The 24,955-nt window shown below is 68.3% G+C and carries 24 protein-coding genes and 1 pseudogene; 11 read left to right on the top strand and 14 right to left on the bottom strand.

Annotated elements, in window-relative coordinates:
* Positions 1–48: 48 nt before the first annotated feature.
* From M8I34_RS15630 to M8I34_RS15600, 7 genes are all read left to right on the top strand, one after another.
* Positions 49–942, top strand: coding sequence for a phosphotransferase (locus M8I34_RS15630; RefSeq protein ID WP_250050072.1), 894 nt, complete (start codon positions 49–51; stop codon positions 940–942).
* A gap of 81 nt (positions 943–1,023) precedes the next feature.
* Entirely contained in the window at positions 1,024–2,274 is a 1,251-nt protein-coding gene (locus tag M8I34_RS15625; RefSeq protein ID WP_250050071.1) for a methionine adenosyltransferase, read from the top strand.
* A complete protein-coding gene (locus M8I34_RS15620; protein ID WP_250050070.1) occupies positions 2,274–3,200 on the top strand; it encodes an aminoglycoside phosphotransferase family protein in 927 nt (308 codons plus the stop codon). The genes M8I34_RS15625 and M8I34_RS15620 overlap by 1 nt, the downstream gene beginning before the upstream one ends.
* Positions 3,197–3,913: a histidine phosphatase family protein gene (locus M8I34_RS15615; RefSeq protein ID WP_250050069.1), complete on the top strand. Its 717-nt coding sequence runs from the start codon at positions 3,197–3,199 to the stop codon at positions 3,911–3,913. The genes M8I34_RS15620 and M8I34_RS15615 overlap by 4 nt, the downstream gene beginning before the upstream one ends.
* Positions 3,906–5,198 carry a serine--tRNA ligase gene (serS, locus tag M8I34_RS15610; RefSeq protein ID WP_250050068.1) on the top strand — a complete coding sequence of 431 codons (1,293 nt, stop codon included), beginning with the start codon at positions 3,906–3,908 and terminating at the stop codon, positions 5,196–5,198. Before M8I34_RS15615 ends, serS begins: the two co-directional genes overlap by 8 nt.
* A gap of 1 nt (position 5,199) precedes the next feature.
* The gene (locus M8I34_RS15605; RefSeq protein ID WP_250050067.1) at positions 5,200–6,222 is read left to right on the top strand and encodes a glycosyltransferase; all 1,023 of its coding nucleotides are present in this window, start codon (positions 5,200–5,202) and stop codon (positions 6,220–6,222) included.
* Positions 6,223–6,410: 188 nt separating this feature from the next.
* On the top strand, positions 6,411–7,226 hold the full coding sequence (locus M8I34_RS15600; protein WP_250050066.1) for a hypothetical protein: 816 nt from the start codon (positions 6,411–6,413) through the stop codon (positions 7,224–7,226).
* A 52-nt stretch (positions 7,227–7,278) separates the two neighbouring features.
* Here M8I34_RS15600 and M8I34_RS15595 read toward each other — a convergent pair whose 3' ends face one another.
* The 7 genes from M8I34_RS15595 to M8I34_RS41630 all read right to left on the bottom strand — a co-directional run bounded on the left by M8I34_RS15595 (position 7,279) and on the right by M8I34_RS41630 (position 15,519).
* The gene (locus M8I34_RS15595; protein WP_250050065.1) at positions 7,279–7,881 is read right to left on the bottom strand and encodes a hypothetical protein; all 603 of its coding nucleotides are present in this window, start codon (positions 7,879–7,881) and stop codon (positions 7,279–7,281) included.
* Positions 7,882–8,087: 206 nt separating this feature from the next.
* A complete protein-coding gene (locus M8I34_RS15590; protein WP_250050064.1) occupies positions 8,088–9,821 on the bottom strand; it encodes a relaxase/mobilization nuclease domain-containing protein in 1,734 nt (577 codons plus the stop codon).
* Positions 9,818–10,159 carry a plasmid mobilization relaxosome protein MobC gene (locus tag M8I34_RS15585; RefSeq protein WP_250050063.1) on the bottom strand — a complete coding sequence of 114 codons (342 nt, stop codon included), beginning with the start codon at positions 10,157–10,159 and terminating at the stop codon, positions 9,818–9,820. The genes M8I34_RS15590 and M8I34_RS15585 overlap by 4 nt, the downstream gene beginning before the upstream one ends.
* 313 nt (positions 10,160–10,472) lie before the next feature.
* On the bottom strand, positions 10,473–11,762 hold the full coding sequence (locus tag M8I34_RS15580; RefSeq protein WP_250050062.1) for a hypothetical protein: 1,290 nt from the start codon (positions 11,760–11,762) through the stop codon (positions 10,473–10,475).
* Complete coding sequence (locus M8I34_RS15575; protein ID WP_250050061.1) at positions 11,759–12,448, bottom strand: hypothetical protein; 690 nt, start codon at positions 12,446–12,448, stop codon at positions 11,759–11,761. The genes M8I34_RS15580 and M8I34_RS15575 overlap by 4 nt, the downstream gene beginning before the upstream one ends.
* 9 nt (positions 12,449–12,457) lie before the next feature.
* Complete coding sequence (locus M8I34_RS15570; protein ID WP_250050060.1) at positions 12,458–13,300, bottom strand: helix-turn-helix domain-containing protein; 843 nt, start codon at positions 13,298–13,300, stop codon at positions 12,458–12,460.
* 797 nt (positions 13,301–14,097) lie between these two features.
* On the bottom strand, positions 14,098–15,519 hold the full coding sequence (locus M8I34_RS41630; RefSeq protein ID WP_250050059.1) for a recombinase family protein: 1,422 nt from the start codon (positions 15,517–15,519) through the stop codon (positions 14,098–14,100).
* Between M8I34_RS41630 and M8I34_RS15560 the strand changes: the two are divergent.
* A pseudogene (locus M8I34_RS15560) lies at positions 15,491–15,727 on the top strand (aminotransferase); the annotation flags it as partial. The gene M8I34_RS41630 and the pseudogene M8I34_RS15560 sit on opposite strands and share 29 nt — an antisense overlap.
* Positions 15,728–15,807: 80 nt before the next feature.
* Here M8I34_RS15560 and M8I34_RS15555 read toward each other — a convergent pair.
* The 6 genes from M8I34_RS15555 to clpB form a co-directional block, all read right to left on the bottom strand.
* Entirely contained in the window at positions 15,808–16,518 is a 711-nt protein-coding gene (locus M8I34_RS15555) for a hypothetical protein (protein ID WP_250050058.1), read from the bottom strand.
* A 90-nt stretch (positions 16,519–16,608) separates the two neighbouring features.
* On the bottom strand, positions 16,609–16,971 hold the full coding sequence (locus M8I34_RS15550; RefSeq protein ID WP_250050057.1) for a hypothetical protein: 363 nt from the start codon (positions 16,969–16,971) through the stop codon (positions 16,609–16,611).
* 7 nt (positions 16,972–16,978) lie between these two features.
* On the bottom strand, positions 16,979–17,995 hold the full coding sequence (locus M8I34_RS15545; RefSeq protein ID WP_250050056.1) for a hypothetical protein: 1,017 nt from the start codon (positions 17,993–17,995) through the stop codon (positions 16,979–16,981).
* Complete coding sequence (locus M8I34_RS15540) at positions 17,992–18,588, bottom strand: hypothetical protein (protein ID WP_250050055.1); 597 nt, start codon at positions 18,586–18,588, stop codon at positions 17,992–17,994. The genes M8I34_RS15545 and M8I34_RS15540 overlap by 4 nt, the downstream gene beginning before the upstream one ends.
* Before the next feature lie 244 nt (positions 18,589–18,832).
* Positions 18,833–19,369, bottom strand: a complete 537-nt coding sequence (locus M8I34_RS15535; protein ID WP_244413821.1) for a YbjN domain-containing protein — start codon at positions 19,367–19,369, stop codon at positions 18,833–18,835.
* Between the two features lie 190 nt (positions 19,370–19,559).
* Positions 19,560–22,190 (bottom strand): ATP-dependent chaperone ClpB, encoded by a 2,631-nt coding sequence (gene clpB, locus M8I34_RS15530; protein ID WP_250050054.1) that lies wholly within the window; start codon positions 22,188–22,190, stop codon positions 19,560–19,562.
* A gap of 262 nt (positions 22,191–22,452) precedes the next feature.
* Between clpB and M8I34_RS15525 the strand changes: the two genes are divergently transcribed.
* From M8I34_RS15525 to M8I34_RS15515, 3 genes are all read left to right on the top strand, one after another.
* Entirely contained in the window at positions 22,453–23,028 is a 576-nt protein-coding gene (locus tag M8I34_RS15525) for a Uma2 family endonuclease (RefSeq protein WP_250050053.1), read from the top strand.
* A 52-nt stretch (positions 23,029–23,080) separates the two neighbouring features.
* Positions 23,081–23,485: a pyridoxamine 5'-phosphate oxidase family protein gene (locus M8I34_RS15520; protein WP_250050052.1), complete on the top strand. Its 405-nt coding sequence runs from the start codon at positions 23,081–23,083 to the stop codon at positions 23,483–23,485.
* A gap of 413 nt (positions 23,486–23,898) precedes the next feature.
* Positions 23,899–24,303 carry a hypothetical protein gene (locus M8I34_RS15515; protein ID WP_030989196.1) on the top strand — a complete coding sequence of 135 codons (405 nt, stop codon included), beginning with the start codon at positions 23,899–23,901 and terminating at the stop codon, positions 24,301–24,303.
* 199 nt (positions 24,304–24,502) lie between these two features.
* Here the strand turns inward: M8I34_RS15515 and M8I34_RS15510 are convergent, their stop codons facing one another.
* Entirely contained in the window at positions 24,503–24,955 is a 453-nt protein-coding gene (locus tag M8I34_RS15510; RefSeq protein ID WP_030086081.1) for a heat shock protein transcriptional repressor HspR, read from the bottom strand.

The following is a 24,955-nucleotide window of genomic DNA, read 5'->3' as shown; positions in this document are numbered from 1 at the left end:
CTCCTTTGACGCGAGTAGGGCCCGGCCTGCTGGATGGAGGTGCGAAGGGTGCGCAGCACGAAGATGTCGGAGTCGTGGTTCGAGCAGGAACTCGGCCCGTTCGGCCCGGCAGACCTCAAGCCGCACTCCAGAACACGGTTCGCCACGGACGGCAGCGCCTTGCTGAAGGTCTACGTGGGCATTGAACCCGAGGGCCGGCGCCTACGCGAGGCTGCGACGGTCGAGCGTGCTGCCCTCCGGGGCATCTCGGTTCCGACCGTCCTGGCCACGGGAAACGGCAGGGCCGGGTCGTGGACGGCGTTCCAGGTGTTGGATGGCACGCCGTGCTCGATAGGCACGCACAAGGCGATGGAGGAGTACATCAGTCACGTCGTGGCGGTGAGCGGCAGACTGCACCGGCCTACGGCCGGCACCACTCCTGGCTCCGGCTGGGGGGTGCGGCGGACCACTCCTGTTTCCTCGCGCCGGTTCCTGCTGGATCAGTTCTCCCCTCGCTGCCAGTGGCTGCCCTGGTGGTCGGTACTGGATGAGGCGCTCCAGTCGATCGATTCGCACCCGGTCGTTCACCTGCATGGTGATCTCAAGCCCGAGCACCTCCTTGTCGACAACCAACGTCTGCACGTCGTCGACTGGGAGGCGAGCGCCTGCGGGCCGGCCGTCCTCGACTACACCGACGTGGTCTTCCACCTCGTACGTGACCTGTTGTACGAAGGCGTACCGCCTGGACGCATCCCAGCCGATCTCGTTACCCGGCTGCCGTGCAATGGGCCTGTTCTCGCCTGGCGCCTGCTCCTCTGGCTCGACCGCCGGCGAACCCAGGACATCGACCTCGTCACCACCCACGACGTTCACCGACTCGCCGCCGAAGAACAGGCCGCCTCCGCATACAGGTTGCTCGCGCAGGCGATCGTGTTCCTCCGCGCCGCCGGCGTTCCTCGCTGAATCCCTACTTCACCGCTTGTCCAGGCGTACTGACGCCTGCGCTCATTTCCCCTTCTGCCCACCTCTGAACGGGAGTTTGTGATGCCTCGCACGAGCACGATCATCGGCAACAGCCACCTGGTCATCGACACCGCCATGGCCAGGCCGGACACGACGACCATTGTCGAGCGGAAGGGCCTCGGACACCCGGACACCCTGGCCGACCACCTTGCAGAACGGCTGTCCCGTGCCTACAGCCACCACACGGTCGCGCGCTTCGGCGCCGTGCTGCACCACAACTTCGACAAGCTCGCCCTCCTAGGCGGGGCCAGCGAGGTCCGATATGGCGCCGGCAGGATGACGGCTCCGGTACGGGTCCTGGTCAACGGGCGGGCAGCCCCCATGTGCGGGGGCGAGGAGATCCCCGTCGAGGAGATTGTTGAGTCCGAGGTCAGGGCGTTCTTCGCCGAGCGGCTCCCCGAGGTGTCGGACCACCTCGACATCGTCTTCAACATCACCAGCAACTCCAGCCCAGGTGCCGTCCTCACCGGCGACGGGGTCCCTGACCGTACGCGCTGGTTCAATCCGCGCTCCGTCGATGACCTTCGGGAACGGAGGGTGCGGCTGTCGAATGACACCTCACTGGGAACGGGCTGGGCTCCGGAGAACGCCTTCGAGTCGTTCGTCCGCGAGCTGGTGAACCACTTCTCCGGCGAGAGCGAGTTCACTCGTGCCAACGCTTGGTGCGGGTCCGACGTCAAGCTCATGGGCTACTGGGACGGCGACCAAGCCGACGTCGTGCTGTGCGTCCCGCAGAAGTCGCGCCACGTTGCCGCCCGGTCCGAGTACATCCGCAACGCGGAGACCGTCCTGGCCGAGTGCCACCGACTCGCCTGCCTGCGGCTGCCCGGTGCTCAGGCACGTTTCCGGCTCAACGCCCGCGACGTACCGGAGAACGACGAGTTGTACCTGACCTTCACCGGAAGCTCGATCGAGTCGGGGGACGAGGGCGTCGTCGGGCGCGGTAACAGGGTTAACGGGCTGATCACACCGCTGCGGCCGATGAACCTGGAGGGCGCCAATGGAAAGAACCCCGTCTACCACGTCGGCAAGCTCTACAACATCGCTGCCCAGCGCCTGGCCGAGAGACTGCACGAGACCACGAACGGGCACGCGGAAGTGCACCTGGTCAGCACCACCGGCCAGCGCCTCGATCAGCCGTGGCGCATCCTGGTGCGTCTCTCGGCCCAGGCCGCCGAGGTCGACAAGGTGCAGGCCCTCGTCGCGGAGACGCTGGGCGAGTTCCCGGCTCTGACCGACGAGCTGGTCTCGGACGGGATCGTGCTGAGCTGATGACGAAGCGGACGCTCGGAGAGATCCCCGCAGGATGCCGGCGGCGATTACTCGCGCACTACGGGCCTGCCGCTCAGCGGTGGCTCGATGCCGCCCCGGCGCGGCTGGCACGCGCGGCGGAACGCTGGAAGCTGTCGCTCGGGGCTTATCACGACGCCGGACATGCCTCAGTGATCGCGACGGCGACCTGCCTTGACGGGCGTCCGCTGCTCCTCAAGGCATGGTTCGACCCTTCCCGCTACCACCGGGAGCTGGACGCGCTGCGGTTCTGGGCCGGCGGGCCGATAGTCGGCGTCGAGGAGGCCGCGGACGACTTGGCGGTGGCCACCCTCGAACTCGTGGGAGGACAGCCCGGTGGCTCGTACCGGCCGAGGCGGGAGACTCAGATAGCGGCTGCGGCTCTCCATGGGTTGCATGCCTCTGGTCGGCGCAGGTGCCGACCGGACAGTCTTCCGCGCCTCGCTGACTACCTCGATAGGGAAGTCTGGCCCCGGCTCGAACGGCGAATACAGAGGGGCAGTCTCGGTGACTGGCGCGCCTTGGTCGAAGCAGGGCTCCCTGTCGTCGCCGACCTGGAGGAGGGTTCCCGTGTGGCGACGGTGCTGCACGCGGACCTGTATCGGGAGAACGTGCTGTTCGACCGGCTGGGGCACCCCCGGCTGATCGACCCACTTCCCATGGTGGGTGACCCGGCCTTCGACTGGGCATTCTGGACCGTCTACTACGACCTGGGGCGCGCTACCGACGGGCGACTGGCCATCGCCGCACGCGTCTCGCGGATTCCCGTCCCGGTGCTCGCGCCCTGGTGCCGTCTGCTGGCTGTCGACGGGCTCCTTTTCTACGTGGAGTCCGTCGACCCGCGGGCGCCCCTGATGGCAAAAGTGCTCACCCAGCTCTTGGCATCGACCTCACGGAGCAGATCATGACAACGCACATCCTCCGGCACGGCCAGACGGACTACAGCAAGCGGTACCTCATAAACGGCGACCCGGCCCAGTGCATCCGCTTGAACGAGGAAGGCCGGAGCTCGCTGAGCGGCGCTTGGAGCGTCCTGCCACTCCACTCCGTGACCACCTGGCTGACCAGCGAATTCCCGCGGGCCCGTCAGACTGCCTCGCTCCTGATGGCTGTCCCGTCGGCCGCACTCGTGATCGACGCCCGGCTGAACGAACTCGACTACGGGGTATTCGAGGGCAAGTCCTTCCTCGAATACGCGTCCTGGCTCGACAAACACGGTTCCAGTCAGCGTCCGCCCGGCGCCGCGGAGTCCCAGCGCGAGGGCATACGCAGAATGCTCACAGGCGTGCTCGCTGCTGTGGAGCACCCCGGTCCGCGCGTCCTCGTCGGCCACGGACTACTGGTGTCCTTCCTCCTGTGGGACCGGCATCGCACCGGCAACGAGGCCATGCCGCTGTTCTTTCCTGAGGCCCCATACCTTGAGCCGGTCGCCATTTCGGACGACGAGCTGCCCATTCTGATCACGGCTCTCATGGATGATCTTGATTCGGGCAATCTTCGTGAGGCCACCGGCGGCAGTGACGCGTCGATATTGCGGGTCAGCGAGGGGCCAGCGGTTGCTACCGTCGATCCGGTATCCCCATCCCATCCGCCGGATCAGAAGGATCTTCCTCATGCATGATGCCCGCGCCCTGATTGAAATGGGTGCCGAAGCGGTTCGTCGGCTCGCTCGTCGCGGTTACTCTCTGGACCTGTCTGAGCTGGAGTCCCTCCAGTCCCGGCGCAACCAGAACATCCGCTCGGCCGACGAGCTGCGGGCAGAATCCAAGCGGGTGGCGAGCGAGGTCCAGCAGACGGCCAAGCAGGGTGGCGACATCTCCAAACTGAAGGAGCGCGCCCGCGAGCTGAAGGACCAGATCCGGCACATCGAGACCGAACAGGGTCAGGTCGAGGAGCAGCTCCGCGACCTCCTCCTCAGCATCCCGAACCTGCCGGACGATGCGGCCCCGGATGGCGACTCCGAGGACTTCGCGGTCGAGGTCCGACGGGTCGGTACTCCGCCGGCCTTCCCTTTCGAGCCGAAGGATCACGTCGACCTCGGCGAGGCCATGGGCATTCTGGACTTCGCGCGGGCGACGAAGCTGTCCGGCCCGCGCTTCGCGGTCTCGCGCGGTGCGGGAGCAGCGCTGGAGCGTGCCCTGGCCACGCTGTTCCTTGACCTGCACACCCGTCGGCACGGGTATATCGAGCACGCTGTCCCGTACATGGTCACCCGCAAGACGATGACCGGCACAGGACAGCTGCCGAAGTTCGAGGAGGACCTGTTCAAGACCGGCGTTGCCGACCGCGAGCTGTTCCTGATCCCGACGGCCGAGGTGCCGCTGACCAACCTCTATGCCGACGAGATCATCCCTCCGGCCGAGCTGCCGCTGGGGCTCACCGCGCACACGCCATGCTTCCGGTCGGAAGCCGGGTCGTACGGCCGCGACACCAGGGGCCTGATCCGCCAGCACCAGTTCGCCAAGGTGGAGATCGTCCGGATCGTCGACCCGGCGGACGCTGACGCTGAGCTGGAGAAGATGGTCGGCCACGCCGAGGCGTGCCTCAAGGAGCTGGGCCTCGCCTACCGGGTCGTGACCTTGGCGGCCGGCGACACGGGCTTCTCCGCTCAGCTCACGTATGACATTGAGGTCTGGATCCCGAGCCAGAACACGTACCGCGAGATTTCCTCGGTCTCCAACTTCGGCACCTTCCAGGCCCGCCGTGCGAACATCCGGACCCGAGGTGAGGACGGCAAGGCCAAGCTCGTCGCCACCGTCAACGGCTCCGGTCTCCCCGTCGGCCGCACCCTGGCCGCTCTGCTTGAGCAGTGTCAGCAGCAGGACGGCTCCATCCTCCTGCCCGAATCACTCGTCCCGTACCTCGGCTTCCGCCGTATCTCGGCGGACGGAACACCGGAGGCATAACGTGCTCGTCGGCGTCTGCGATTTCCCCGGGAGCTACGCCTTTCCACCTGCCGGATACGGCGGAATCGAACGATGGCTGTGGGCGGTCGCTGTAGGCGCCCGAGCCGCAGGCGCCGACGTACACCTTCTTGGGCCGGGCTGGCTCACGGACCTGGAGAACGACTGGGTCCGTCGGCCGGTCCGTCTCGAAGACATCACCGCTGGATCACTCGCCGAGCGCGAGCTCCGCAGCACCGGATACGACCTCTTGGTCGTGGGGCACGAGTACCCGTCGCTGCCTTCTTGGACGCGCACCTGGAACGAGCTGGGCTGTGACGTCGCCACGTTCCAGCACTCGCCCGTCTTCCAGCACGCCGGTACGGCCTTCGACGGTCAGCGATCACGGCTCTACTGCTACTCGCCGGAGATGATCGAGCGGTATGCCGACCACCAGCCGATCCCCGAACTCGCCGTTCACCTCGGCCTGCGCGAGGAGGAGCCTCCGGCCGTCGCCGGTAGCGACCTCGTGTGGCTCGGCCGAATAGATGAGGAGAAGGCACCGCATATCGCCGCTCGCGCCGCCCAGATCCTCGGCCGCCGGATACAGATCGTCGGGCCTGTCTTCGACGACGCGTATGTGCGACGTCACGAACGCCTCTTCAGCGCGGACCACGTGAAGTGGGTCGGTGAACTCGGCGGCTCCGCCAAGACCGCTGCCATTCGCGACGGCTCCGTCTTCGTCTCCACGTACGCCCGTACGTACGTGGAGGCCGGCGCCGCGGTCTTCGGCGAGTCCCTCCGTGCTGGCACTCCCATGGCTGCGCTCACATGGCGCGAGGGAACCTGCGCCGAGGCGGCCCTGTGCGATCAGACGGGCGTGATCACGGTGGCCGACCCCGACGAGGACGATGAAACAGCAGCGGAGCTTCTCGCCCTGGCGATCGAACAGGCCGAGGACCTCAAGCACATGGAGGTCCAGGAAGTCGGCATGCATCGCTTCGATGCGGCCCGCCACTTTACGGCGATGTCGACTCAGCCATGCTGACGAGCGGCCTCAGAGGGTTCGTGCCCGGGGCGCCGACCGATACAGAGGTCCTCTTACCTGCGGTCTTGCGCCGAGCTCTCGGGGCACGCTGGGAGTTCACTGTCGCCGACGGGCGGATCACGATCGAGCATGTGCACAGGGGATCGCCGTACCGTCCGCCCCGTCGGGCTCCATCGTGGGAGGAGCTATTGGCGGAGCTGAATTCGGGCTTTGTGGCCCAGGGCGTTCTCCGGGACGACTGTCTGCCACTTCGATGGGGCCGTGAGACTGAGCTGACAATCTCAGCCGTCCAAGCTCTCGACCCCCTTCTCAAGGACGGGCGTCCGCTGACCTATCGAAGAGGCTTCCTGTCCCAACCCGTCGTTCGCTTCACCGGACAGCGCGACGCATCAGGTGACCTGCGGGAAGGGTTTCTGACCTCGTTCGTCAACATCTCCCGTGTCCAGCCGATTCAGTGCATGGACGAGTACGGGGCGATCTTGGATGGCTGGCTTAGCGTCATGTCGCGATTGGGTTTCCATGCGCGCCACATCAGCGTCCACGGCAAGCTGGCAGCATGGCGGCGATGCCCAGTCCAAGGCGTGACACTTCGCTTCAACCACCTCGACCTGCCTCTTGGCGACATCGTCCTCCTTTGGAACGCCGACAACCCTGCGCGCATGGCAGTAGACCTCGGCACCGGGCTGGAACGGCTGGCCTGGGCACGAACGCGGATGGCGTGGCACGACCTTGTCTTCGGCAAGTACGCGCTCGTGGCAACCCCGCGGACGCTGGACGCCGTCCGTACCGCCACACTCCTCCTCGCGCACGGCATCCGTCCCGCCGCGCGAGGAGCCGGCGGAATCACACGCCGGGTGATCGGAACGATCGCCTCCGATTCGGCGGGGCTGCTGGGCGTCAGCTCCCTGGTTCGTTCCTCGTACCGCTATTGGCGACTGTTCGGTGAACCGAATGCGCCATGGCCAGCCGTGGCCATGGCGATCGAGGAGGAGCTGGGCATCTGAAGGAAGGCTTCTGGCCAGGCGGGGTAGAGCTGTGTATGACTGCCCCTTGGGCCTATGACGTCCCTTCGACACACGCGGCGACAGCCTTCTGAAGGCCCGGGAAGTCTGTCTTCATCGGGCTGAGGCGCTCCAGACGGGACAGTCTGATCGTCTTCTGGCTCGGGCACCGCTCGTCGAGGACACGGGTGGGCAGGACGTAGAAGGTCCACTGGTCGAGGCCCAGGGGGTCGAGGGTCTGCTTGTCCTGGTGGTGCAACAGGCAGAAGACGTACACGTCCGAGCGGCGCAGTACGTCGGCCGAGGTGGTGCCGGCGTGGGCATCCCAGCCGGAGGTCGGTGCGATGGAGAACGAGATCTCCGACAGCTGAGACTGTGCCCACGACTGCAGGTATGCCGCCGACTTCACCTCGACGCGCCACTCCTCGGGCGTACGGATGTCTACGGTGTCCCATTCAGTGCGGGTACCCGTGGCGGCGCCCAGGGCCGTGGCCACAAGGTACTCGGCCAGGACACCGCGCATGGTGTTGTTAGCCAGGTCGGAGCATGCCCAACTCCAGAACTCGCCGAGCTTCCCGACTGTTTCACCGTAGGCCCGTATCGGCTCCCTGCCGCTGCGACGCATGATGGTCAGCGGACCAAGATCGGTGGTGCTCATGCTGTCCTCCGGACGGCGGTCTGGGGCAAGTGAGGCTCAGCATGACAGCAGGCACTGACAGTGGAGTTGGGATTTTCGCGACGCCTGGGCCGGCGCCGTACGGGTGGGGCGAGGACAGCTGATGCGCCGACCATTAGTGATCGGCTCATCAGCCGTTCGCCGACCGCTATCCGGGTTTGCTCAACGGGTCGGTGTCCTCGCTGTGGTCAGCGGCGTGGTGTGCGTGATGCCGTTGGTGCCGGTATCTGCCGTGGGGAAGCCACCTGACCGTTGAACTGGTTGGCCTGTGGGCTTTTCGGGGCCGGGGCCGGGGCGTAGACGGGGAGGTCCGCGGTGTGACGCAGGCGCCAGACGAGGACATCGCTTATGGCATCGGCGGTGTCCAGTTCTCGGCGGGCGGCGGCCTCAGCGAGCAGGGCGTGGGGGTTGTGGCCGGCGCGTTCGGCGTCGGCGAGGGTGGCTGCCAGGGCATCCCAGCCGGGCTCGGCCAGGACCGTCTCAGCGACCTCTGGCAGAGCGGCGCGCAGGGTGCTCGCGTGGTGGCGGCGCAGCGATGGGGCGATACTGCGACCACGCTCACTCAGCACGGTGACGGGCTCGCGGGCTGCCTGCTGGTAGGCGGCCCGCAGATGGTCGGCGGCCTGGCGGGCGGCCTCGGCCTGCTGTGCGTGTTGTCGTTTCGCGTGCCAGTGGGCGGCGGCGATGGCGACGAAGACCAGCGCGTCGAGGACCATCGCGGTGCTGGAACCGTCCTCGCCGCGGCCGAACGCGGGCCCGCCGCGGACTAGCTCGCGGGCCGCCCGGCGCAGGTGCTGTGCGTGGCGGAACTCGGCTCGGGTGTGGGAGCGGGAGGCCCGCTCGAATGCCCAGGCCGCCTGGCGCAGCTCGTTGCGGGTGTGGAGCGCGGATGTCTTGGCAAGGGCATCGAGAACCTCGCCGGTGGCGGCGATCTGGGCTGCCGCCGCGCTCTCGTCACCGCTGTGGCCCACGACGAGCAGCGCTTGCCAGGCCGCGTGGGTGGTGGTGCGTCGTGCCGCAGCGGGCGCCGAGGGGCTGGTGCGGCGTTCAGGCCGCTCACTGTCGATGGTTTGCGTTGAGGCGGGGTCGGTGGCGAAGCGTTCCTGGATGCGCGGCAGGGACAGGTCGGGGGCAAGGGTGGAGCCCGCGTAATAAATGGGCTCCTGGCCTTTGTTGCGGTCGCCGGGCAGAGCGACCTTGTAGCCCTTCAGGTCGCCGGAGGGCAGCACCCTTGTACGCACGAGAACCCCGGCGTCCTTGAGACGGTCGAGGAACTCGTTGGTGGAGGTAGCGCCGGCGACCGCGTAGCGGACGGTCTCGCGTAGTTCCTCGCGCACGGCGCGGTCCCGGCCCTGGCGTTTGGCCTTGTGCCGCTCGGCGCTGGTGGTGCGCTTGGCCGCGGTGCCGTCGCCGGGTGCAACACGACGTAGGTCGTAGTGGGCTTCGACGCGGCGGGCCTCGGCTTGGGCGCGGCGGGCTTCGTTGTGCAGCCGAGGTCGACGGCCGTCGTCGCGTACGAGGGTGGCGATGATGTGGATGTGGTCGTCGGCGTGACGGACGGCCGCCCACCGGCAGGCTCGTTCGTCGCCGTCGGGGGCGATGCCGGTGGCGGCGACCGTGCGGTGGGCTATGGCGGCCCATTCTTCGTCGGACAGGTTCGGGTCCTCGGGACTGGCTCGCACGGACAGGTGCCACACGTGCTTGGTGGGACGCCGGTTGGTGGGCAGGGCGTTCACGGGCCGGTCGAGCAGGCGCTGAAGCTGCTCGTAGGTGGCGTTGGGGTCGCGGCCGGGGTCAGGGGTGAGCGGGTCGTAGGCGGCGACCAGGTGCGGGTCGATGTGCTCTTCGTGGGTGCCGGGTCCGTAGAGGTAGCGGATCAGGCCGACTGTCTTGCTGCCGCGCTTGTGGATACTGGGGATCATGCCGGGGCGTCACCGTTGCGGTGGGCAAGCATGGCGTCGGCGGCGTCCTCCATGCGGCGGGCCGCGTCGAGGACCGCCTGGGCGGTGGCGTCGAGGTGGGGTGCGTCAGCGCCGGAGTTGAGATCCTTGGCGACCTGGTTGAAGAGGCCGTGGATGCGGCCCAGGTGCCGACGGGCGGCGAAGATTTCGTCGATGACTTCGCGTTCGGTGGCTATCTCAGCGGCGGTGCGGTGCAGGTCGCGGGCTGCCTTGTCCACGGCGTAGGCCAGGAAGGCGGCGTTGCTCATCTCGCACTGGCCGGCTGCCTTGGTGAAGCGCGCGAACTCGGAGTCGTTCATGCGGCAGCTGGGCTGATGCAGACGCTTGAGCGGCTTCGGCTGCCGAGCACGTTGGCGCTTGCGCGAGAGCGACTCGACTGGCCGTTCCCCACCAGGCTGCGGCCCGCCCTCGGTCGCTGCGTGCTGGCCCGGTGCCCCCTGGTGCCGGGCCATTCCTGCCACCCCAGGGGCGGCAATCCCGGGAGCATTGCTCCCGGTACAACTTGCTGTGCCGTTTGGGGCTGTGGTTGTCATCTCCGTTTCGCCGATGGGAGGTTCGTGGTGTGTGTCGTGCATTGAGCGGCTCTCCTTTGGTGCTGTGGGTGGAGCGGGTTCAGTGGGGGTGGCTGGCGCCAGCGGCCTTCAGCTCGGTCTTGACGGTGCGGACGACCTCGCCGGCGGTGTCGCTGGCGACGCTGTAGCCGTCCTCGCGCACGGTGTCCTCCAGCAGGTCGCGGGAGAGGCATCCGGTCTCGCCGAGGATGCGATGGGCGTATTCGGTGAGGAGGTCCCGTGTCGCCCGCGGCTTGTGGCCCGGGCGATTCGGCTTCGCCCGCCCGGCCTTGCCCGGATCGGCATCCGTCGGTTCCTCGCCCGGTATCACCTCCGGGCTCGTAGTGGTGCGGGCGGACCTGTACGGGCGGTTTTTTCCCGGTTCCGGACGGACAGCCCGGTCGGTGGTGTCATCGCCCGCATCGCCCTCGGGCGGGCGGCCGGGAGTCGCTGCCCGCTTCGTCGCTGTGGTGCGCGGTCGGGCAGGCGGGGAGCCGCCCGTCGTGCCTGTGGCGAGGGCGGGCCAACGCTGGGGCAGCGGAATGGAGGCCAGGGCGAGCGCCTGTTGCCGAGTGGCGAGCTTGCGCAGCAGCAGCTCGTCCTGGCGTTCGTCACGGTCGATGTCGGCCTGCTCCAGTGCTTGGTGTAGACGGCGGGTGAGTCGCCGGCTTCGCCCCTTGGCACGCCGTTCGGGCGTCATGGCCTCTGTCCGGAGGATCAGGGTGACGGCCCGGTCGAGGGCGCGCTCGCGGATGATCCGGGCGGCGTCCGCGTCTCGGTCGGCAATCCCCAGACGGGCCAGCAGTCGTTCCCGCATCTGTCGGGCGAGGACGGCGGCCAGACTGCGGGAGTCGGCGTGTGGGCTGCGGTGGCGCAGTTCGATGCCCATGGCCAGGTGCCACAGCATCGCCGCCAAAACCGGGCCGACGAAGGCCCGCACGGTTCCGCCCACCAGCCCGGACTCGGCATAGGCGGGCAGGATCTGCACGCCGGTGATCACCCAGGTGAGCGTGCCGGGCAGGCCGGGCGCCTGCTTCGGGCCGTTAAGGTTCTGCCGGGCGAGCAGGGCGGTGGCGAACAGGCCGAGCTCGGCGGCGGCGAACATCGCGGCGCGCTCGACGGTGCTGCCCATATCGAGGTAGTCGGCGGCGAAGCGCCAGCTGGTGTCCGCGCTGTAGGCGGTGCAGCCGATCGCGGCGACAGCGGCAACCGGGATGGCGGCGGTGCCCCGTCGCTGGCCGACACCGGGTTTCCGGGTGCGTCGGCGCAGCAGCCATCCAGCGAGCAAGGCGACGACGAGGAACGGCGCGCCGATCGCGAGCAGGGACAAGGGTTCGAAGGGGTAGGTCACGCAGCTCCCTGTCGGGTGATTTCCGCGGCGGCGAGGTCGAGGCGCGTCGGGTGAGGCGTGGTGCGGGGCGCGTTGCCTCGGGCGCGGCCGTCGGGGCCCACACGTCGACTGCGGCAGGGTTCGCCCTCGCGGGCATGGCACCACGGGCACCGGACGCCAAGGGCGTCCGGGAGCCCTGCGGCGACGGCGGCCTCGCGTGCGGCACGGGCCGGGCGGTAGGGGGCGAGCGCGGCGCGGATTGTCGGTGGGACGCACGATCCGATGGCGCGCAGACGGGCCTCCACGTCGAGGTGCGGGCCACCGTTGGTGAGCTGTCGGTGCGTCGAGGGCGCAGCCGTTCCGGTGGCCACGGCCTGCCGGGTGCCGAGCAGTTCGGCCCGCCATGCGGTCGGGTCGTCGGGGTCGGCGGCCGGCGCGGGGTCAGTGTGCCGGTCGATACAGTCGCGGGGGTACGTGCGCCACGCGCGGGCGACGTCCACGGGCAGGATCGGGTAGGGCGAGTCGAGGACGTGCGCCCGAATCACCTCGCGGACATCCCAGCAGTGGTCCGTGGCGAAGGGGACGTCGTGGAGCAGTTCGTGCCACTGGGCGAGCTGGTCGCGCGCCTCGCCTGGGTCGGTACGGATCGTGCGGGGGTCCAGGCGGCCGATGTAGGCGAGGACGGCGGCGACTTCGCGGCGTTCCAAGGGGGTGGGTTACTCCATTCCTGTCGGTTCGTCGAGGGCGGCGAGGAGGGCGGCGGTGTGTGCTTCGGCGCGGGTCATGCCGCCTGCGAGTGGGGCGGCACCGCCGGGCAGGGCGCGCAGGTTCGGCCGTTCCGGGGTGGGAGTGCGTTCCCGGGCAATCCATGTGCGCCAGTCGGCGCCCCACGCGGCGGCTGGGCGGGGCGCCCACGTCGCCCGGTAGGTGCGCCACTTCTCGTCGGCCGCCCGCAGACCGTGCTCGCCGAGTCGGGCGAGGTGCCCGTCGTGCCGCAGCCAGGCCCAGGTGGCGTCGTCGATCTCCCACTGGACGGCGGTAATGAGGGCGGCAGAGCTGCTGCTCTTACCGTTCACCTTCGGTTCACTACCGTTCTGGGGGTCGGAATCCGTGCCCCCGGAGGGCTGGAATCCGGTCCCCCCAAGGGTCGGAATCCGGTCCCCGGGGCCGTTATCCCGCTCCCCTTCGAAGACGTCGGCAGGGTCGGATTCCGGCCTTCCGAGGGTCGGAATCCGACCCCCCGAAGGGGCCGAATTCCGGTCCCCCTCGTCTGCTTGGTCGGCGAGGAAGAAGGCGGCGATCGGGAGGTGGTAGTACGTCTCTCCGCGTGGCCCCTTGCGGCCCGCGAGCTGCGTCAGCTCCCCGCTGGCGATCAGCTTCGTGAGGGCGTCGCGCACGGCCGTACGTGAGGCGTTCGAGCGCTTCATGAGGGTGGGCACGGACGCGTACGCGATGCAGCGGCGATCGCGGCACCGGTCGGCGATCAGGGCGAGGACCATGCGGGCGGTGCCCTTGCTGTTGCTGTGGTCCCACACCCATTCGCGGGCGTCGTAGCTCATCGGGTGGCGGCTCCTTCATCAGGGCAGGCGGGTGCGACGGGCCCTCTTCGGGCGGTGCACAGGGTGGTGGGGGTGGGGCACGCGGTCCCCGGTGCCGACGTGTCGGTGAGGGCCGCGAGGGCGCGTGAGGATGAGACCCGGCCACAGGTGATTCCTTGGCCCAGGGCGCGCTGGGGTTTCTGTTCCTGCGGGCCAGCGCTCCAGGCGGAACACCAAGACAGCCACACCCGCGCGCGAAGATCCAGCGTTCGACCGAGAAACCACACAGCTCACGGCGAACGCGTACTCGGCGGCGTATCCGAAGCTGCCAGCCGGTGCGCTGATGCCGGTTGCTAGCGGCTGCAGGGCCGCCCTGCGAGCCTGGGTCGGCCGTCCTCAGACCCGCGACGAGGCGGGGCCGTTCCTCCGGCTCCGGTCAGGCTGCCTGGACGTAGGTCGAGGTAGAGAGCAGGTCCGCGAGCCGCGCGGCGCTCTGGGGGGCTGATCGTCGTCGTGAACCCCGCGCATACACGCTGGAGAGCGGCGTCCCTCGCCGAGTCCACCTTCTGACGGACGGCGCGGGCTCCTTCGGGGGCGATGACGGGCTGGATGACGGCGGGTTCGGTCTGGCGTTGGGGCATGGACGTCCTCAGGGCGGCGTTCGGTCGGCGACCCGCCGGTGTGTGGTGAGGGCCGGCGGGTTGGCTGGGGAGGTCCATGGTCCGGAGAATCGCCGGTTAGGCTAACCGGCGTTCGTCGGCTATGTTGCGCCCTTCATCGCCTCGGTCGGCAGGGTGAATTCCACCGGCCTCGCCCCGCTACAGCGGGTTCTGCTCGATGCCGATCCGGTCCCAGTCCATGTACCGGCCGAACTTCTTCGGCTCGTCGATGACGATCCCGGAGAAGAGGAACCGCAGCACCGCGTTGCGCCGCTCGTCCGTCATGTCCTCAGCGTTCCAGGCAGCCCGCGCGCCCGGGCCCGTCAGACCGTCGAGGAGCACCATCGGACGGACGACGACCTTGCGCTGAGCCTTGGCGATCCGGTCGGTGATCTCCTTGCGCATCTTGCGGTACTCCGCCGTGGAGATCTCCTTCGCGGTCCACATCTGGTTTAGTTCGCCGAGCAGCCGCTGGTCGTCCTCCAGCTCCTCGGTCACGCTCTCGGAGAGGTTGCTGCTGGCGAGTCGGCCGTCCACCCGTAGCTTGCCGAGCAGTTCGACCGCGGCGTCGGCGACGAAGTCCTCCAGCGTCTGGGCCATGATCGACCGGGTGCACTTCTTCTCGTCGTTCCGGCCCCGGCGGTTGCACTGGTAGACCGGCCCGGTGCCCTTGGCCGTCCCGGACATCAGCGTCCCGCACCGCCCGCACATAACCAGACCGCGCAGCAGGTAATACCGCTGCACGGGCTTGCTCAGCGCCTCCCGGTACGCCGCCGATCGGTACTCGCGCCGCGTCCGCGCCTCCGCCCACACGCCCGCGTCGATGATCGCGGGCCAGGTGCCCGGGCCGATCTCCTCACCCTGATGCATGCGGATTCCGGCGACGTGCCGGGAGTCGAGCAGCGCGCGGACGGTGCCGCCCGTCCATGCCTTGCCGCCGGCCGTGTGGATGCCCCGGCTGTGCAGGTCCTTCGCGATCGGTGCCGGGCCCTCCCCCTTCAGGTAGCGGTCGAACACCTCCCGGACGATCTCGGCCTCCTCCTCGACGATCGTCATGCCGTCCTTGGCGTAACCGAACCGCCTCACGCCGCCCTGCGGCTTGCCCTCCCGCGCCCGGTCCTGCATCGCGGACTTCAACCGCCGTGAGGTGTCGTCCGAGGAGCGGCATGCGTGCGCGACCTCGATGCGGAGGATGAAGCGGTCGTCGGGGTCGGCGAGGTCCCGCCGGTTCGCCTCGCCGTGGAGGGTGATCGCGTGGTCGTCGGAGACCTGGAGCAGCTCCTCCAGGTCCCGGGGCTGACGCATGAGCCGGTCGGGGTGGTAGGCGATGATGTGCCGGAAGCTGCGATTCCGGGCGTCGTTCAGAAGTCGGTCCCATCCCGGCCGCTTCCGCTTGCGGCTCCAGGCAGAACGGCTGTTGTCCACGAAGACGTGGGCGGGATCGATCACGAGGCCTCGCCGTTCGGCGATCTCGCGGCAGATGCGCTCTTGGCGGTCGACGCCGGTCTGGTCGTCATCGTCCGCCTGGGATATGCGGCAGTAGATCGCCACCGGCTTCCAGGTCTTCCGCCCCTCCGGCACCTACTTCATCACCACCGACATCCGCCCCCTCGGCCACGACGACGGCTTCGCCTTCTGCCGCGCCCTGCCCGAACGCGCCGGCGTCGTCGCCATCCCCAACGCCGTCTTCTACGACCACAAGGACCAGGGCGCGCCGTACGTCCGCTTCGCGTTCTGCAAGCGGGAAGAGGTACTGCGGGAGGCGGCGGAACGGCTCAGCAAACTCTGACCGAGGCCCCGCGGGGCGCTCCGGCGCCCCGCCCCCTCACCACCAGTACTCCTCGGTCGGCGGCGCCTCCGGAATACACCTCACTGAGGAGCGACCGGCATGGCCTCGAAGTCGTCGAAGAGGTACGCATAGACCTGAGCCAGGTACGCCCTCAGCTCCCGCTGGTCCGGGAATGGCACATAGGTCAGCCCGAACCACTGCTCCACCGTCAGCGGCTGGTTCGCCACAAGGTGCTTCAGCCCCGCACGAATCGTGTCCTGATAGTCGGGCCAGGCCGCATCGAACGTCTCGCGGAGCATTCCGAGGTCGTCGACCGCTTCGACGCCGAGAATTCCGGCACAGAAGTTCACCAAGCGGCGATCGACGCCAGGTACGTCCAGACCGATATCGGCGAGCGCGACGGTGACCGGGTCTATTTCCTCGTAGCCGCCCGGGTACGGGTAGAGCGTGGTGTTCCGCAGGTCGGCCTCGTTCTCCGGTCCGTCCTCGCTCTCCAGATCCTGCGCCGGGCGGTACACCCCGTACAGCAGGCCGCGCGTCGAGAAGTCCGCGTAGACGTAGTTCACTTCACCGCTCGGGCTGTACGGCCGCCGGGGATCGATGGTGATCGCCGTGGCCTTTCCCAGGCAGTTCTCGCCCTCTCCGTAAACCGCCTCGAACGGCAGAATCGGTGCGAGATCATGATTCTTCAGCGCCGCCTCACGCAGGGCGTCGTCCGCTTGGACCAGAGCGTCCTCGGTGTCGAAACGGCTGGCCCACGGGCCGGTGCGCGGTGGCAGTTCGTCGCGCATTGTCATGAAACGGAGACTCCGTCCATCGAGAGTTCGAGCTGATCGGGCGCGGCCAATCTTCCCACGCGCAACCCGTGGTGCGACGGGGCGTCAAACCCCGTAGCCGGGCGGCGGGACATCATCCGGGGACTCCGGCGGCTCCTTGCGGTCGCCGTAGAAGTAGTCGTACAGATCCTGGAGGTAGGCGTACAGAAGGTCATCGCGCCAGAAGTTGACCCTGGTCAGCTCGTACCAGTCCTCTACGGTGGCAGACCGCTCACGAAGCAGGTACTCCAACGCTTCACGCAGATTCCGGGCGTCTGGCGATTTAGGGTTTCGGACGATGTACGACTTGTAAACGGGGACGTCATCGATGAACTCAATATTGAGGCAGGACCTGAAGAATTTACCGACCCCGCCCACCTCCGCGAAAAAATGCGGGATACTCGATGGCCTGAACTGCCTGGAGTACATTCCCACCTCACCTATTGAAGATTTTTACCGGCTCCGGGAACATGGTCACCAATCTGTGTCCGCCATTCCCATCCGGCGCATATATCGCCTTTATCTTCGCATGCTGAAAGTCGACCGGCTTATAGTTGATGCTTTCATCGGCATTCATCGGGTTGTCGGGGTCAATGTAAAATCCGCGGAACTTTTGACTGTGATCACCAGGACCCCAGGCATCTTCGGGCGAGAATATTACTTCGTGCCTGTTGGAGTTGGGCATTCGTGTTCTATCGCCGTCAATTCTACCCCTGGCATGCTCATCCGCATACATGAATGCGTCACCTTGATCCCCCTTAAAGGCCGTGGAGAAGGAATCGCACTTATGTTTCTTTCCTGTCTCTGCATCCAGGTACGCGTCCTCCCCCAACCGCTCCTTGGCGTTCGGTCCGTGCACCGGGTCGATCTTTTTTTCGGTCTGCACATAGCCGCCTTGGCGGGTAATACGCGGATTACCGTCGCCGTCCTCGAGCAGTTTCCCGTTCCCGTCCTTGGGCCCGGTCGGTGTGCCCAGCCGGTCCTTCAGCATGTCGTCGGTCGGATCGAGATGCCGCTGCGGACCGTGACCCTGCCGACGGAGGTCATCGACGCGCTCGCCCACGCGCTTCTCGTACTTGTCACGAAGGTCGTCCTCGCCGAGTACCCGCTGGCCGAGCTTCAGGTGAACCGCATCCCGCTCGTCCTGGTGACGCCGCAGGTCCTTCCGTATCGCCTCTTCGGCGTCGTCGATGTTCTTCTTGGTGATATCCAGCCCGTGCCCGATCGACCGGTGCCCCCTGGCCATGGACTTGGACATGTCCGTGATCATGGAGTCGATGATCGGGCGGACCGCCTTCTGCATGATCATCCCGAATCTGCCCTTGCCGAGCAGTTTTCCGCGCGTTTTGGAGTCCAGATTGCTGCTGTGGTGCTCCACTCGCTGCGCATGCCCGTGGGCTTCCTTGGCCGCTTTCGCCAAGTGTCCCGTGTCCGCCCGGAACCCCTTGCTCATGCCGCACCCCCCGCAGCGCCCAGCGCAGCGTCAACGCCCTTGAAGACAAGACCGGATACGGCTTTCTCGATCTCTGCCTGGAAGGGCTCGATCGCCATGGAGACCAGTTCGGCGATGAGGACGTCCTCGATCTCCTGGATGACCTCTCTGATGATGCGTTTGCCGATCTCGATGGCTGCCGCCTCGGCGGCTGCCGCGATGCCGAGGGTGGCCACCGTCGCGGCGGCCGCGGCCGCCATCTCGACTGCGGTGATGACGAGTTGGGCGATGACCACGCCCTTGGCCACGACCACGCCGACGGCCGCCACCTCAAGTGCCGTGGCGAGCACGTCGCAGCAGTTGGTCAGGACCGTGTGGTGTTCGCCGGAGACTTGGTTCCACCGGCTGAGCAAGGCATCGTAGGAGGCACCCTCGTAGGCGTCCGCGAGTCCTTTCAGCGTGGAGTCCAGCCCGCTGTGCCCCTCCGCGAGGTTCTGGCCGAATTCCCGTACGTGGCCGGCCCACGCCCGCAGTTCGTCCTCGTCGATGTCGGGCCATTCCAGGCCCATCAGGTCCATGATCCAGACGACTTCATCAGGCAGCTCGATGGACACCGCCGGCCTCCCCCTTGGCTCCGCGTCCGCTCAACTCCGCGTATGTGGACGAGCGATGTGCCCAGTACGGTTCCACGGCCGGCCGAAGATGATCAAGTCGGCCGGAAGGGGCATCGCCGACAGAGCCGGAGCGCGAGCCGTGCGCCGCACCGGCCGACCAGGCCCCCGTCACCAGACAGACGCGGGCCCCGGAGCCGAAAGCTCCGGGGCCCGCGCAGCAGGGTGGGTGTGGGACGGACGGGGCTCAGGCCTCGTCGTCACCCGGCTTCTCTTCGGAGTCGCCTTCGATCTCGGCTTCCAGGCCGAGCTGCTCGACGATCCACTTGTCGAATTCGATCGAGGCGCGGACCCAGCTGACCGTGCTCGACACGAAGTGTTCGAGCGAGACACCGGTGCCGATCAGCATCGATGCTTCACCGATCAGACGGACCGTGCCGTCGTCATGGGTGTGGGTGTAGGCCTTGGGCCACAGCGTCCGGCGGTTCCAGTCGTCGATCGCCTCCAGCAGCTTCGACTTGTCGTCGATGCCGTGGGGACGGTCATAGAACGTACGGACGGAGAAGATCTGCTGCTCCTCCTCGCCCCGGAACATGAAGTACGTGCGGAACTGCTCCCACGGGGCGGCGAGGTCACCCTCCTCGTCGACGACGTACTTCAGCTCCATCTGGTCGAGGAGCTGCTTGACCAGGTCCTGGTCTGGCACGACGGGACCATCAGGCCCCGCGGGCTCGGGTTCGGGCTGGCCCCCGAAATTCGGAATCGAGGACGGGTCGATGCTCACCGTGGAATTCCCTTCGTATGGTCCCTGCCATCCTCCCCCACATCCGCCCCGTCCTGGCAACCCGGGACGGAGCGGATACGGGCAAGGCGGCGGTCAAGGTGTCGGTCAAGCTGTCGGTCAAGCTGTCGGTCAAGGACATGATCAGGGACGCGGCCGGGCGGGAGGCCCGGCGCCCGGATCGCGGCGCCGGTCAGGCCCCGGGCGCCCCGTCCGACTCCACCGACAGCCGATCACCGTCCACATCCACCCGCACGGTGTCCCCGTCGTGCACCTCGCCCGCCAGGATGGCGCGGGCCAGCTGGTCGCCGATGGCGGTCTGGACCAGACGGCGCAGCGGCCGGGCGCCGTAGGACATGTCCGGGGCCGGAGCGTCGATGACCGGCTCCTGGCCGAGCCAGGCGAGCCAGGTCAGGGCACGGTCGGTGACGTCCAGCCGGAGCCGGCGGTCGCCGAGGCGGCGCTGGAGGTGGTCGAGCTGGATCCGGGCGATCCGCTGGAGCTGGTCCGTGCCGAGCGGGTGGAAGACCACCACGTCGTCGAGCCGGTTGAGGAACTCGGGGCGGAAGGACGCGCGGACGGTCTCCAGTACCTTCTCCCGCTTCTGGTCCTCCTTGAGCAGCGGGTCCATGAGGAAGGTGGAGCCGAGGTTGGAGGTCAGGATGAGGATGGTGTTGCGGAAATCGACCGTTCGGCCCTGGCCGTCCGTGAGCCGGCCGTCGTCGAGGACCTGGAGCAGGATGTCGAAGACGTCGTGGTGGGCCTTCTCGACCTCGTCCAGCAGGATGACGGAGTACGGGCGGCGGCGGACCGCCTCCGTCAGCTGGCCGCCCTCCTCGTAGCCGACATAGCCGGGCGGCGCGCCGACCAGCCGCGCGACGCTGTGCTTCTCGCCGTACTCCGACATGTCGATACGGACCATCGCCCGCTCGTCGTCGAAGAGGAAGTCCGCGAGCGCCTTGGCCAGCTCGGTCTTGCCGACACCGGTCGGGCCGAGGAAGAGGAAGGAGCCGGTGGGGCGGTCCGGGTCGGCGATGCCGGCGCGGGTGCGGCGGACGGCGTCGGAGACCGACCGTACGGCCTCGGTCTGGCCGATCAGCCGCTTGCCGAGCTCCTCCTCCATCCGCAGGAGCTTCTGGGTCTCGCCCTCCAGCAGACGGCCGGCCGGGATGCCGGTCCAGGCGCCGACCACATCCGCGATGTCGTCGGGACCGACCTCCTCCTTGACCATGGACTCCTTGGACGCCTCCTGCTCGGCCTCGGCGGCGGCCGCCTCCTCCAGTGCCTGCTCCACGCCCGGGATCTCGCCGTAGAGCAGCTTGGAGGCGGTGTCGAAGTCGCCGTCGCGCTGGGCACGCTCGGCCTGGCCGCGCAGCTCGTCGAGCTTCTCCTTGAGCGCACCGACCCGGTTGAGGCTCTCCTTCTCCTTCTCCCAGCGGGCGGTCAGCCCGCGCAGCTCCTCCTCCTTGTCGGCGAGGTCCTTGCGCAGCTTCTCCAGCCGCTGGAGCGAGCCGGCGTCGGTCTCGTTGCGCAGCGCCAGCTCCTCCATCTTGAGCCGGTCCACGGCGCGCTGGAGCTCGTCGATCTCCACGGGAGAGGAGTCGATCTCCATACGGAGGCGGGAGGCGGCCTCGTCGACCAGGTCGATGGCCTTGTCCGGCAGGAAGCGGGAGGTGATGTAGCGGTCGGAGAGGGAGGCGGCGGCGACCAGCGCGGAGTCCGCGATCTGCACCTTGTGGTGGGCCTCGTAGCGGCCCTTGAGCCCGCGCAGGATGGCCACCGTGTCCTCGACGGTCGGCTCGGCGACCAGCACCTGCTGGAAGCGCCGCTCCAGCGCCGGGTCCTTCTCGATCCGCTCGCGGTACTCGTCCAGCGTCGTCGCGCCGACCATCCGCAGCTCACCGCGGGCCAGCATCGGCTTGAGCATGTTGCCGGCGTCCATCGAGGAGTCGCCGCCGGCGCCCGCGCCCACGACGGTGTGCAGCTCGTCGATGAAGGTGATGATCTGGCCCTCGCTGGACTTGATCTCCGCCAGGACCGTCTTCAGCCGCTCCTCGAACTCACCGCGGTACTTGGCGCCCGCGACCATCGCCCCCAGGTCGAGCGCGACCAGCCGCTTGTTGCGCAGCGACTCGGGCACATCGCCCTTGACGATCCGCTGCGCCAGCCCCTCGACGACGGCGGTCTTGCCGACACCCGGCTCACCGATCAGCACCGGGTTGTTCTTCGTACGGCGGGAGAGCACCTGCACCACGCGCCGGATCTCGTGGTCCCGGCCGATGACCGGGTCGAGCTTGCCCTCGCGGGCGGCCGCCGTGAAGTCCGTACCGAACTTCTCCAGCGCCTTGTACGTGCCTTCCGGGTCGGCGTTGGTCACCCGCTGCCCGCCGCGGGTCGCCTCGAAGGCGGCGAGCAGCTTCTTGGCGCTCGCCCCCTGGTCGGCCAGCAGCTCACCGGTGCGGCCGCCCTTGGCGGCGATACCGATGAGGAGGTGCTCGGTGGAGACGTAGGCGTCGCCGAGCTCCTTGGCGCGCTGAGTGGCGTCCGCGATGGCGGAGAGCAGATCGCGGTCCGGCTGCGGCGGCGCGACCGTCGAGCCCTGCACGCTGGGGAGCCCGGCGAGCTGCCGCTCGGCGCCGTTGCGCAGCACGGCGGCGTCCGCCTCGACGGCGGACAGCAGGTCCATGATGTTCTCGTTGTCCTGCCCGGCCAGCAGCGCGAGCAGGAGATGCGCGGACGTCATGTCCGCATGTCCGGCGGTGACCGCCCGCTCGTTGGCGGCGCTCAGCGCCTCCCGGCTCTTGTTGGTCAGCTCGGCGTCCACGTCCTCGCGATCCTCCTCGACTCGTCCTGAACAGCGTCTTTCCTCAGTCTGACCCCGCCCGGGGCCGGACGCGGGAAATGCTGCTCATACCGCAATCCTGCTCACACCCACGTGCGATAAGTTGAGTCTAGGGCACTCAAGGCTGTTTCCGGGTGCCACCCCGCGTTCCCTCGCTCACTCGTGCGAGGGAACAGGGGCCGAAAGCGCCCGTCCGTCGCACGCCGCCCGGCGACACTGGCCTTCGACCACGAGGAGGTGCAGCATGACGGCTATGGCACACGAGCCGATCGCGACGGACCACGAGACCCTCCTGGATTATTTCCTCGCCCTGGAGACCCCCGAGGGTTTCCGGGCCGAGCTGATCGAGGGGGAGATCATCGTGACGCCGCCGACGGACGGGAACCACGAGCGTTACTTCAGCCGGCTGTCCAAGCAGATCCTGGCGAAGTCCGCGACGGATATGGATGTCTCCGGGGGCAAGGGACTCCTGCTGCGTCCCGGCGACCGGAAGAACCACGTGATTCCCGATGCCACCTTCGCGCCCACTGAACTGGATCTGTTCCTGGACGCCGAGCGCTGGATGCCCAGCGAAGGCGTCGCCCTGGTCATGGAAGTCACGTCGAGCAAGCCGGAGCACGACCGCATCGCCAAGCGGCGCTGCTACGCCCGTGCCGGTATCCCGCTCTACCTGCTCGTGGACCGCAGCAAGGCCACCATCACGCTCTTCAGCGATCCCTCCGGTGACGACTACGTAGGGATCAACACCGCACCCATCGGCAAACCCCTCCCCCTCCCCGCCCCCTTCTCCTTCGACCTGGAGACCACCGACTTCCTCTGAACCCCGAAGACCCCGGCCCCCGGGCCCCGGCCCCGGAACTACCCTTGCCCCCATGGCCCATGACCTCAGTGCCCTCAGCCCGGAGTACCTCGCCTTCTGGAGCGAGTACCTGATGCCGACGCTCACCACGCTGCGTACGGACGGGACGCCGCACGTCGTCCCGGTAGGCGTCACCTACGACGCCGGGCAGCGCATCGCGCGGATCATCACCCGCAAGGACAGCGCCAAGGTCAAGAACATCCTCGCCGCCGGGGCGGACGGCGCCACCGTCGCCGTGTGCCAGGTCGACAAGGGGCGCTGGGCAACCCTGGAGGGCATCGCGCGGGTGCGTACGGACACCGAGTCGGTGGCCGACGCGGTGAACCGGTACGCCGAGCGCTACGGCCGGACGCCGACGCCCAACCCCGATCGCGTCATGATCGAGATCGCGGTGACCAAGGCGATGGGGCGGGCCTGAGAGCCTGCCCGCCGCCTCCCCGTCCCGCCGGGCACACCGGTCCCCTGGCCGAAAACGGACCCTTCCGCTCCGCCGTGGGCCGTCCACCTGGTACTCAGGAGCGACGGGAACCGAACAGCTCCGTGCAAGGACGGACGGCATCGGGCCTGCCCCAGGCAGAAGACGGCAGCTGGAGGCCGCATGGCGTCGGCATTGCACATCGTGACGACCGTTCCGCGCCGTCCGCCCCCCACCCGGCCGCACCCGCACGCCGAGCTCTGCCCGCGCTGCGGCGGCCAACTGGCCGTCAACCAGGACGGCTGGAAGATCTGCCACGCCTGCGGTTACGCTTCGCCGCCCGGTACAGCCCCTCCTCCACGGGCCACCCACGGGGGTATCGTCGCCCCCACAGTCGCCACGCCCCGGAGGGCACGATGAACTCGGTCCGAGTGACGGCGATCGCCTGCCTGATGCCGCTGTCCGAGCTGGACGAGGATCCGTTCCTGGTCGATGACCGCAGCCAGCACGACATGTGCAAACAGTGGGCGGCAGCCCGTGACTACCACCTGACCTGCCGGCTCAGCCTGCACCACCTGCGCGCCGATCACAGCGCACTGTGGCGCGATGTCGAGGACGGCCTGGTCGATGTGTTCGTGACGCCCAACCGCCGGGCCCTGGAGAACGCCATCGACGGCACCGCCGAGTTCACCGCGCGGTGCGCCGCGGCCGGGGTGCGCCTGGAGACCGCCGACCTCGACGAGCCGGTCTACACCCTGGCGATGAAGTCGCATGTGCACCGGCGGCTGTCGATGCCGACGGCGGGGTACAGCGGCTGCTGAGCGGGGTGGGGCGCGGGCCGTACGCAGGCGGATGTGCCCGCAGACGGAGGTCCGCAGACGGAGGCCGTAGAAAGGCAGCCGCAGGAGGACACCGGAAGACGCGCGGGGCGGAAACAGCGCGCAGAGACGCGACAAGGGCCGGGTTTCCCCGGCCCTTTGCCACATCACGCGCCGGGTGCTCGCACCCCGGGACGGCCGTTCACTCCGGCCGCTTGGGCCGCCACACCACCAGCGCGCTGCCCTGCTGCACATCCTGATACGGGACCAGATCGCGCCGGTAGGAGGCGTGCACCGCCGCCTCCCGCTGCTGCATCGCGCTGGCCGCGCCCTCCAGGGCGCCCTGGAGCTCGATGACCCGCTGCTGAAGGGCCGCGACCTGGTTCTCCAGCTCGATGATGCGCTTGATGCCGGCGAGGTTGATGCCCTCGTCCTGGGACAACTGCTGCACCGTACGGAGCAGTTCGATGTCCCGGGCCGAATAGCGGCGGCCCCGCCCGGCCGTGCGGTCGGGCGAGACCAGCCCGAGCCGGTCGTACTGACGAAGGGTCTGCGGATGCAGGCCGGAGAGCTGAGCCGCGACGGAGATGACGTACACCGGCGACTCATCGGTCAGTTGATAGGGGTTACGACGCTGCCCGCCCCGGCTGTCCAT

This window comes from Streptomyces sp. MCA2 (assembly GCF_023544705.1).
Classification (GTDB): domain Bacteria; phylum Actinomycetota; class Actinomycetes; order Streptomycetales; family Streptomycetaceae; genus Streptomyces; species Streptomyces decoyicus.
This window is presented reverse-complemented; position numbering and strand designations above follow the sequence as displayed.

Coding starts and splice junctions, on each gene's coding strand:
- M8I34_RS15555 (WP_250050058.1), bottom strand. CDS start 16,518: ATGCGCGACGAACTGCCACCGCGCACCGGCCCGTGGGCCAGCCGTTTC.
- M8I34_RS15615 (WP_250050069.1), top strand. CDS start 3,197: ATGACAACGCACATCCTCCGGCACGGCCAGACGGACTACAGCAAGCGG.
- M8I34_RS15510 (WP_030086081.1), bottom strand. CDS start 24,955: ATGGACAGCCGGGGCGGGCAGCGTCGTAACCCCTATCAACTGACCGAT.
- M8I34_RS15525 (WP_250050053.1), top strand. CDS start 22,453: ATGACGGCTATGGCACACGAGCCGATCGCGACGGACCACGAGACCCTC.
- M8I34_RS15520 (WP_250050052.1), top strand. CDS start 23,081: ATGGCCCATGACCTCAGTGCCCTCAGCCCGGAGTACCTCGCCTTCTGG.
- M8I34_RS15625 (WP_250050071.1), top strand. CDS start 1,024: ATGCCTCGCACGAGCACGATCATCGGCAACAGCCACCTGGTCATCGAC.
- M8I34_RS15585 (WP_250050063.1), bottom strand. CDS start 10,159: ATGAACGACTCCGAGTTCGCGCGCTTCACCAAGGCAGCCGGCCAGTGC.
- M8I34_RS15515 (WP_030989196.1), top strand. CDS start 23,899: ATGAACTCGGTCCGAGTGACGGCGATCGCCTGCCTGATGCCGCTGTCC.
- M8I34_RS15550 (WP_250050057.1), bottom strand. CDS start 16,971: ATGTACTCCAGGCAGTTCAGGCCATCGAGTATCCCGCATTTTTTCGCG.
- serS (WP_250050068.1), top strand. CDS start 3,906: ATGCATGATGCCCGCGCCCTGATTGAAATGGGTGCCGAAGCGGTTCGT.
- M8I34_RS15570 (WP_250050060.1), bottom strand. CDS start 13,300: ATGAGCTACGACGCCCGCGAATGGGTGTGGGACCACAGCAACAGCAAG.
- M8I34_RS15590 (WP_250050064.1), bottom strand. CDS start 9,821: ATGATCCCCAGTATCCACAAGCGCGGCAGCAAGACAGTCGGCCTGATC.
- M8I34_RS15595 (WP_250050065.1), bottom strand. CDS start 7,881: ATGAGCACCACCGATCTTGGTCCGCTGACCATCATGCGTCGCAGCGGC.
- M8I34_RS15620 (WP_250050070.1), top strand. CDS start 2,274: ATGACGAAGCGGACGCTCGGAGAGATCCCCGCAGGATGCCGGCGGCGA.
- M8I34_RS15545 (WP_250050056.1), bottom strand. CDS start 17,995: ATGAGCAAGGGGTTCCGGGCGGACACGGGACACTTGGCGAAAGCGGCC.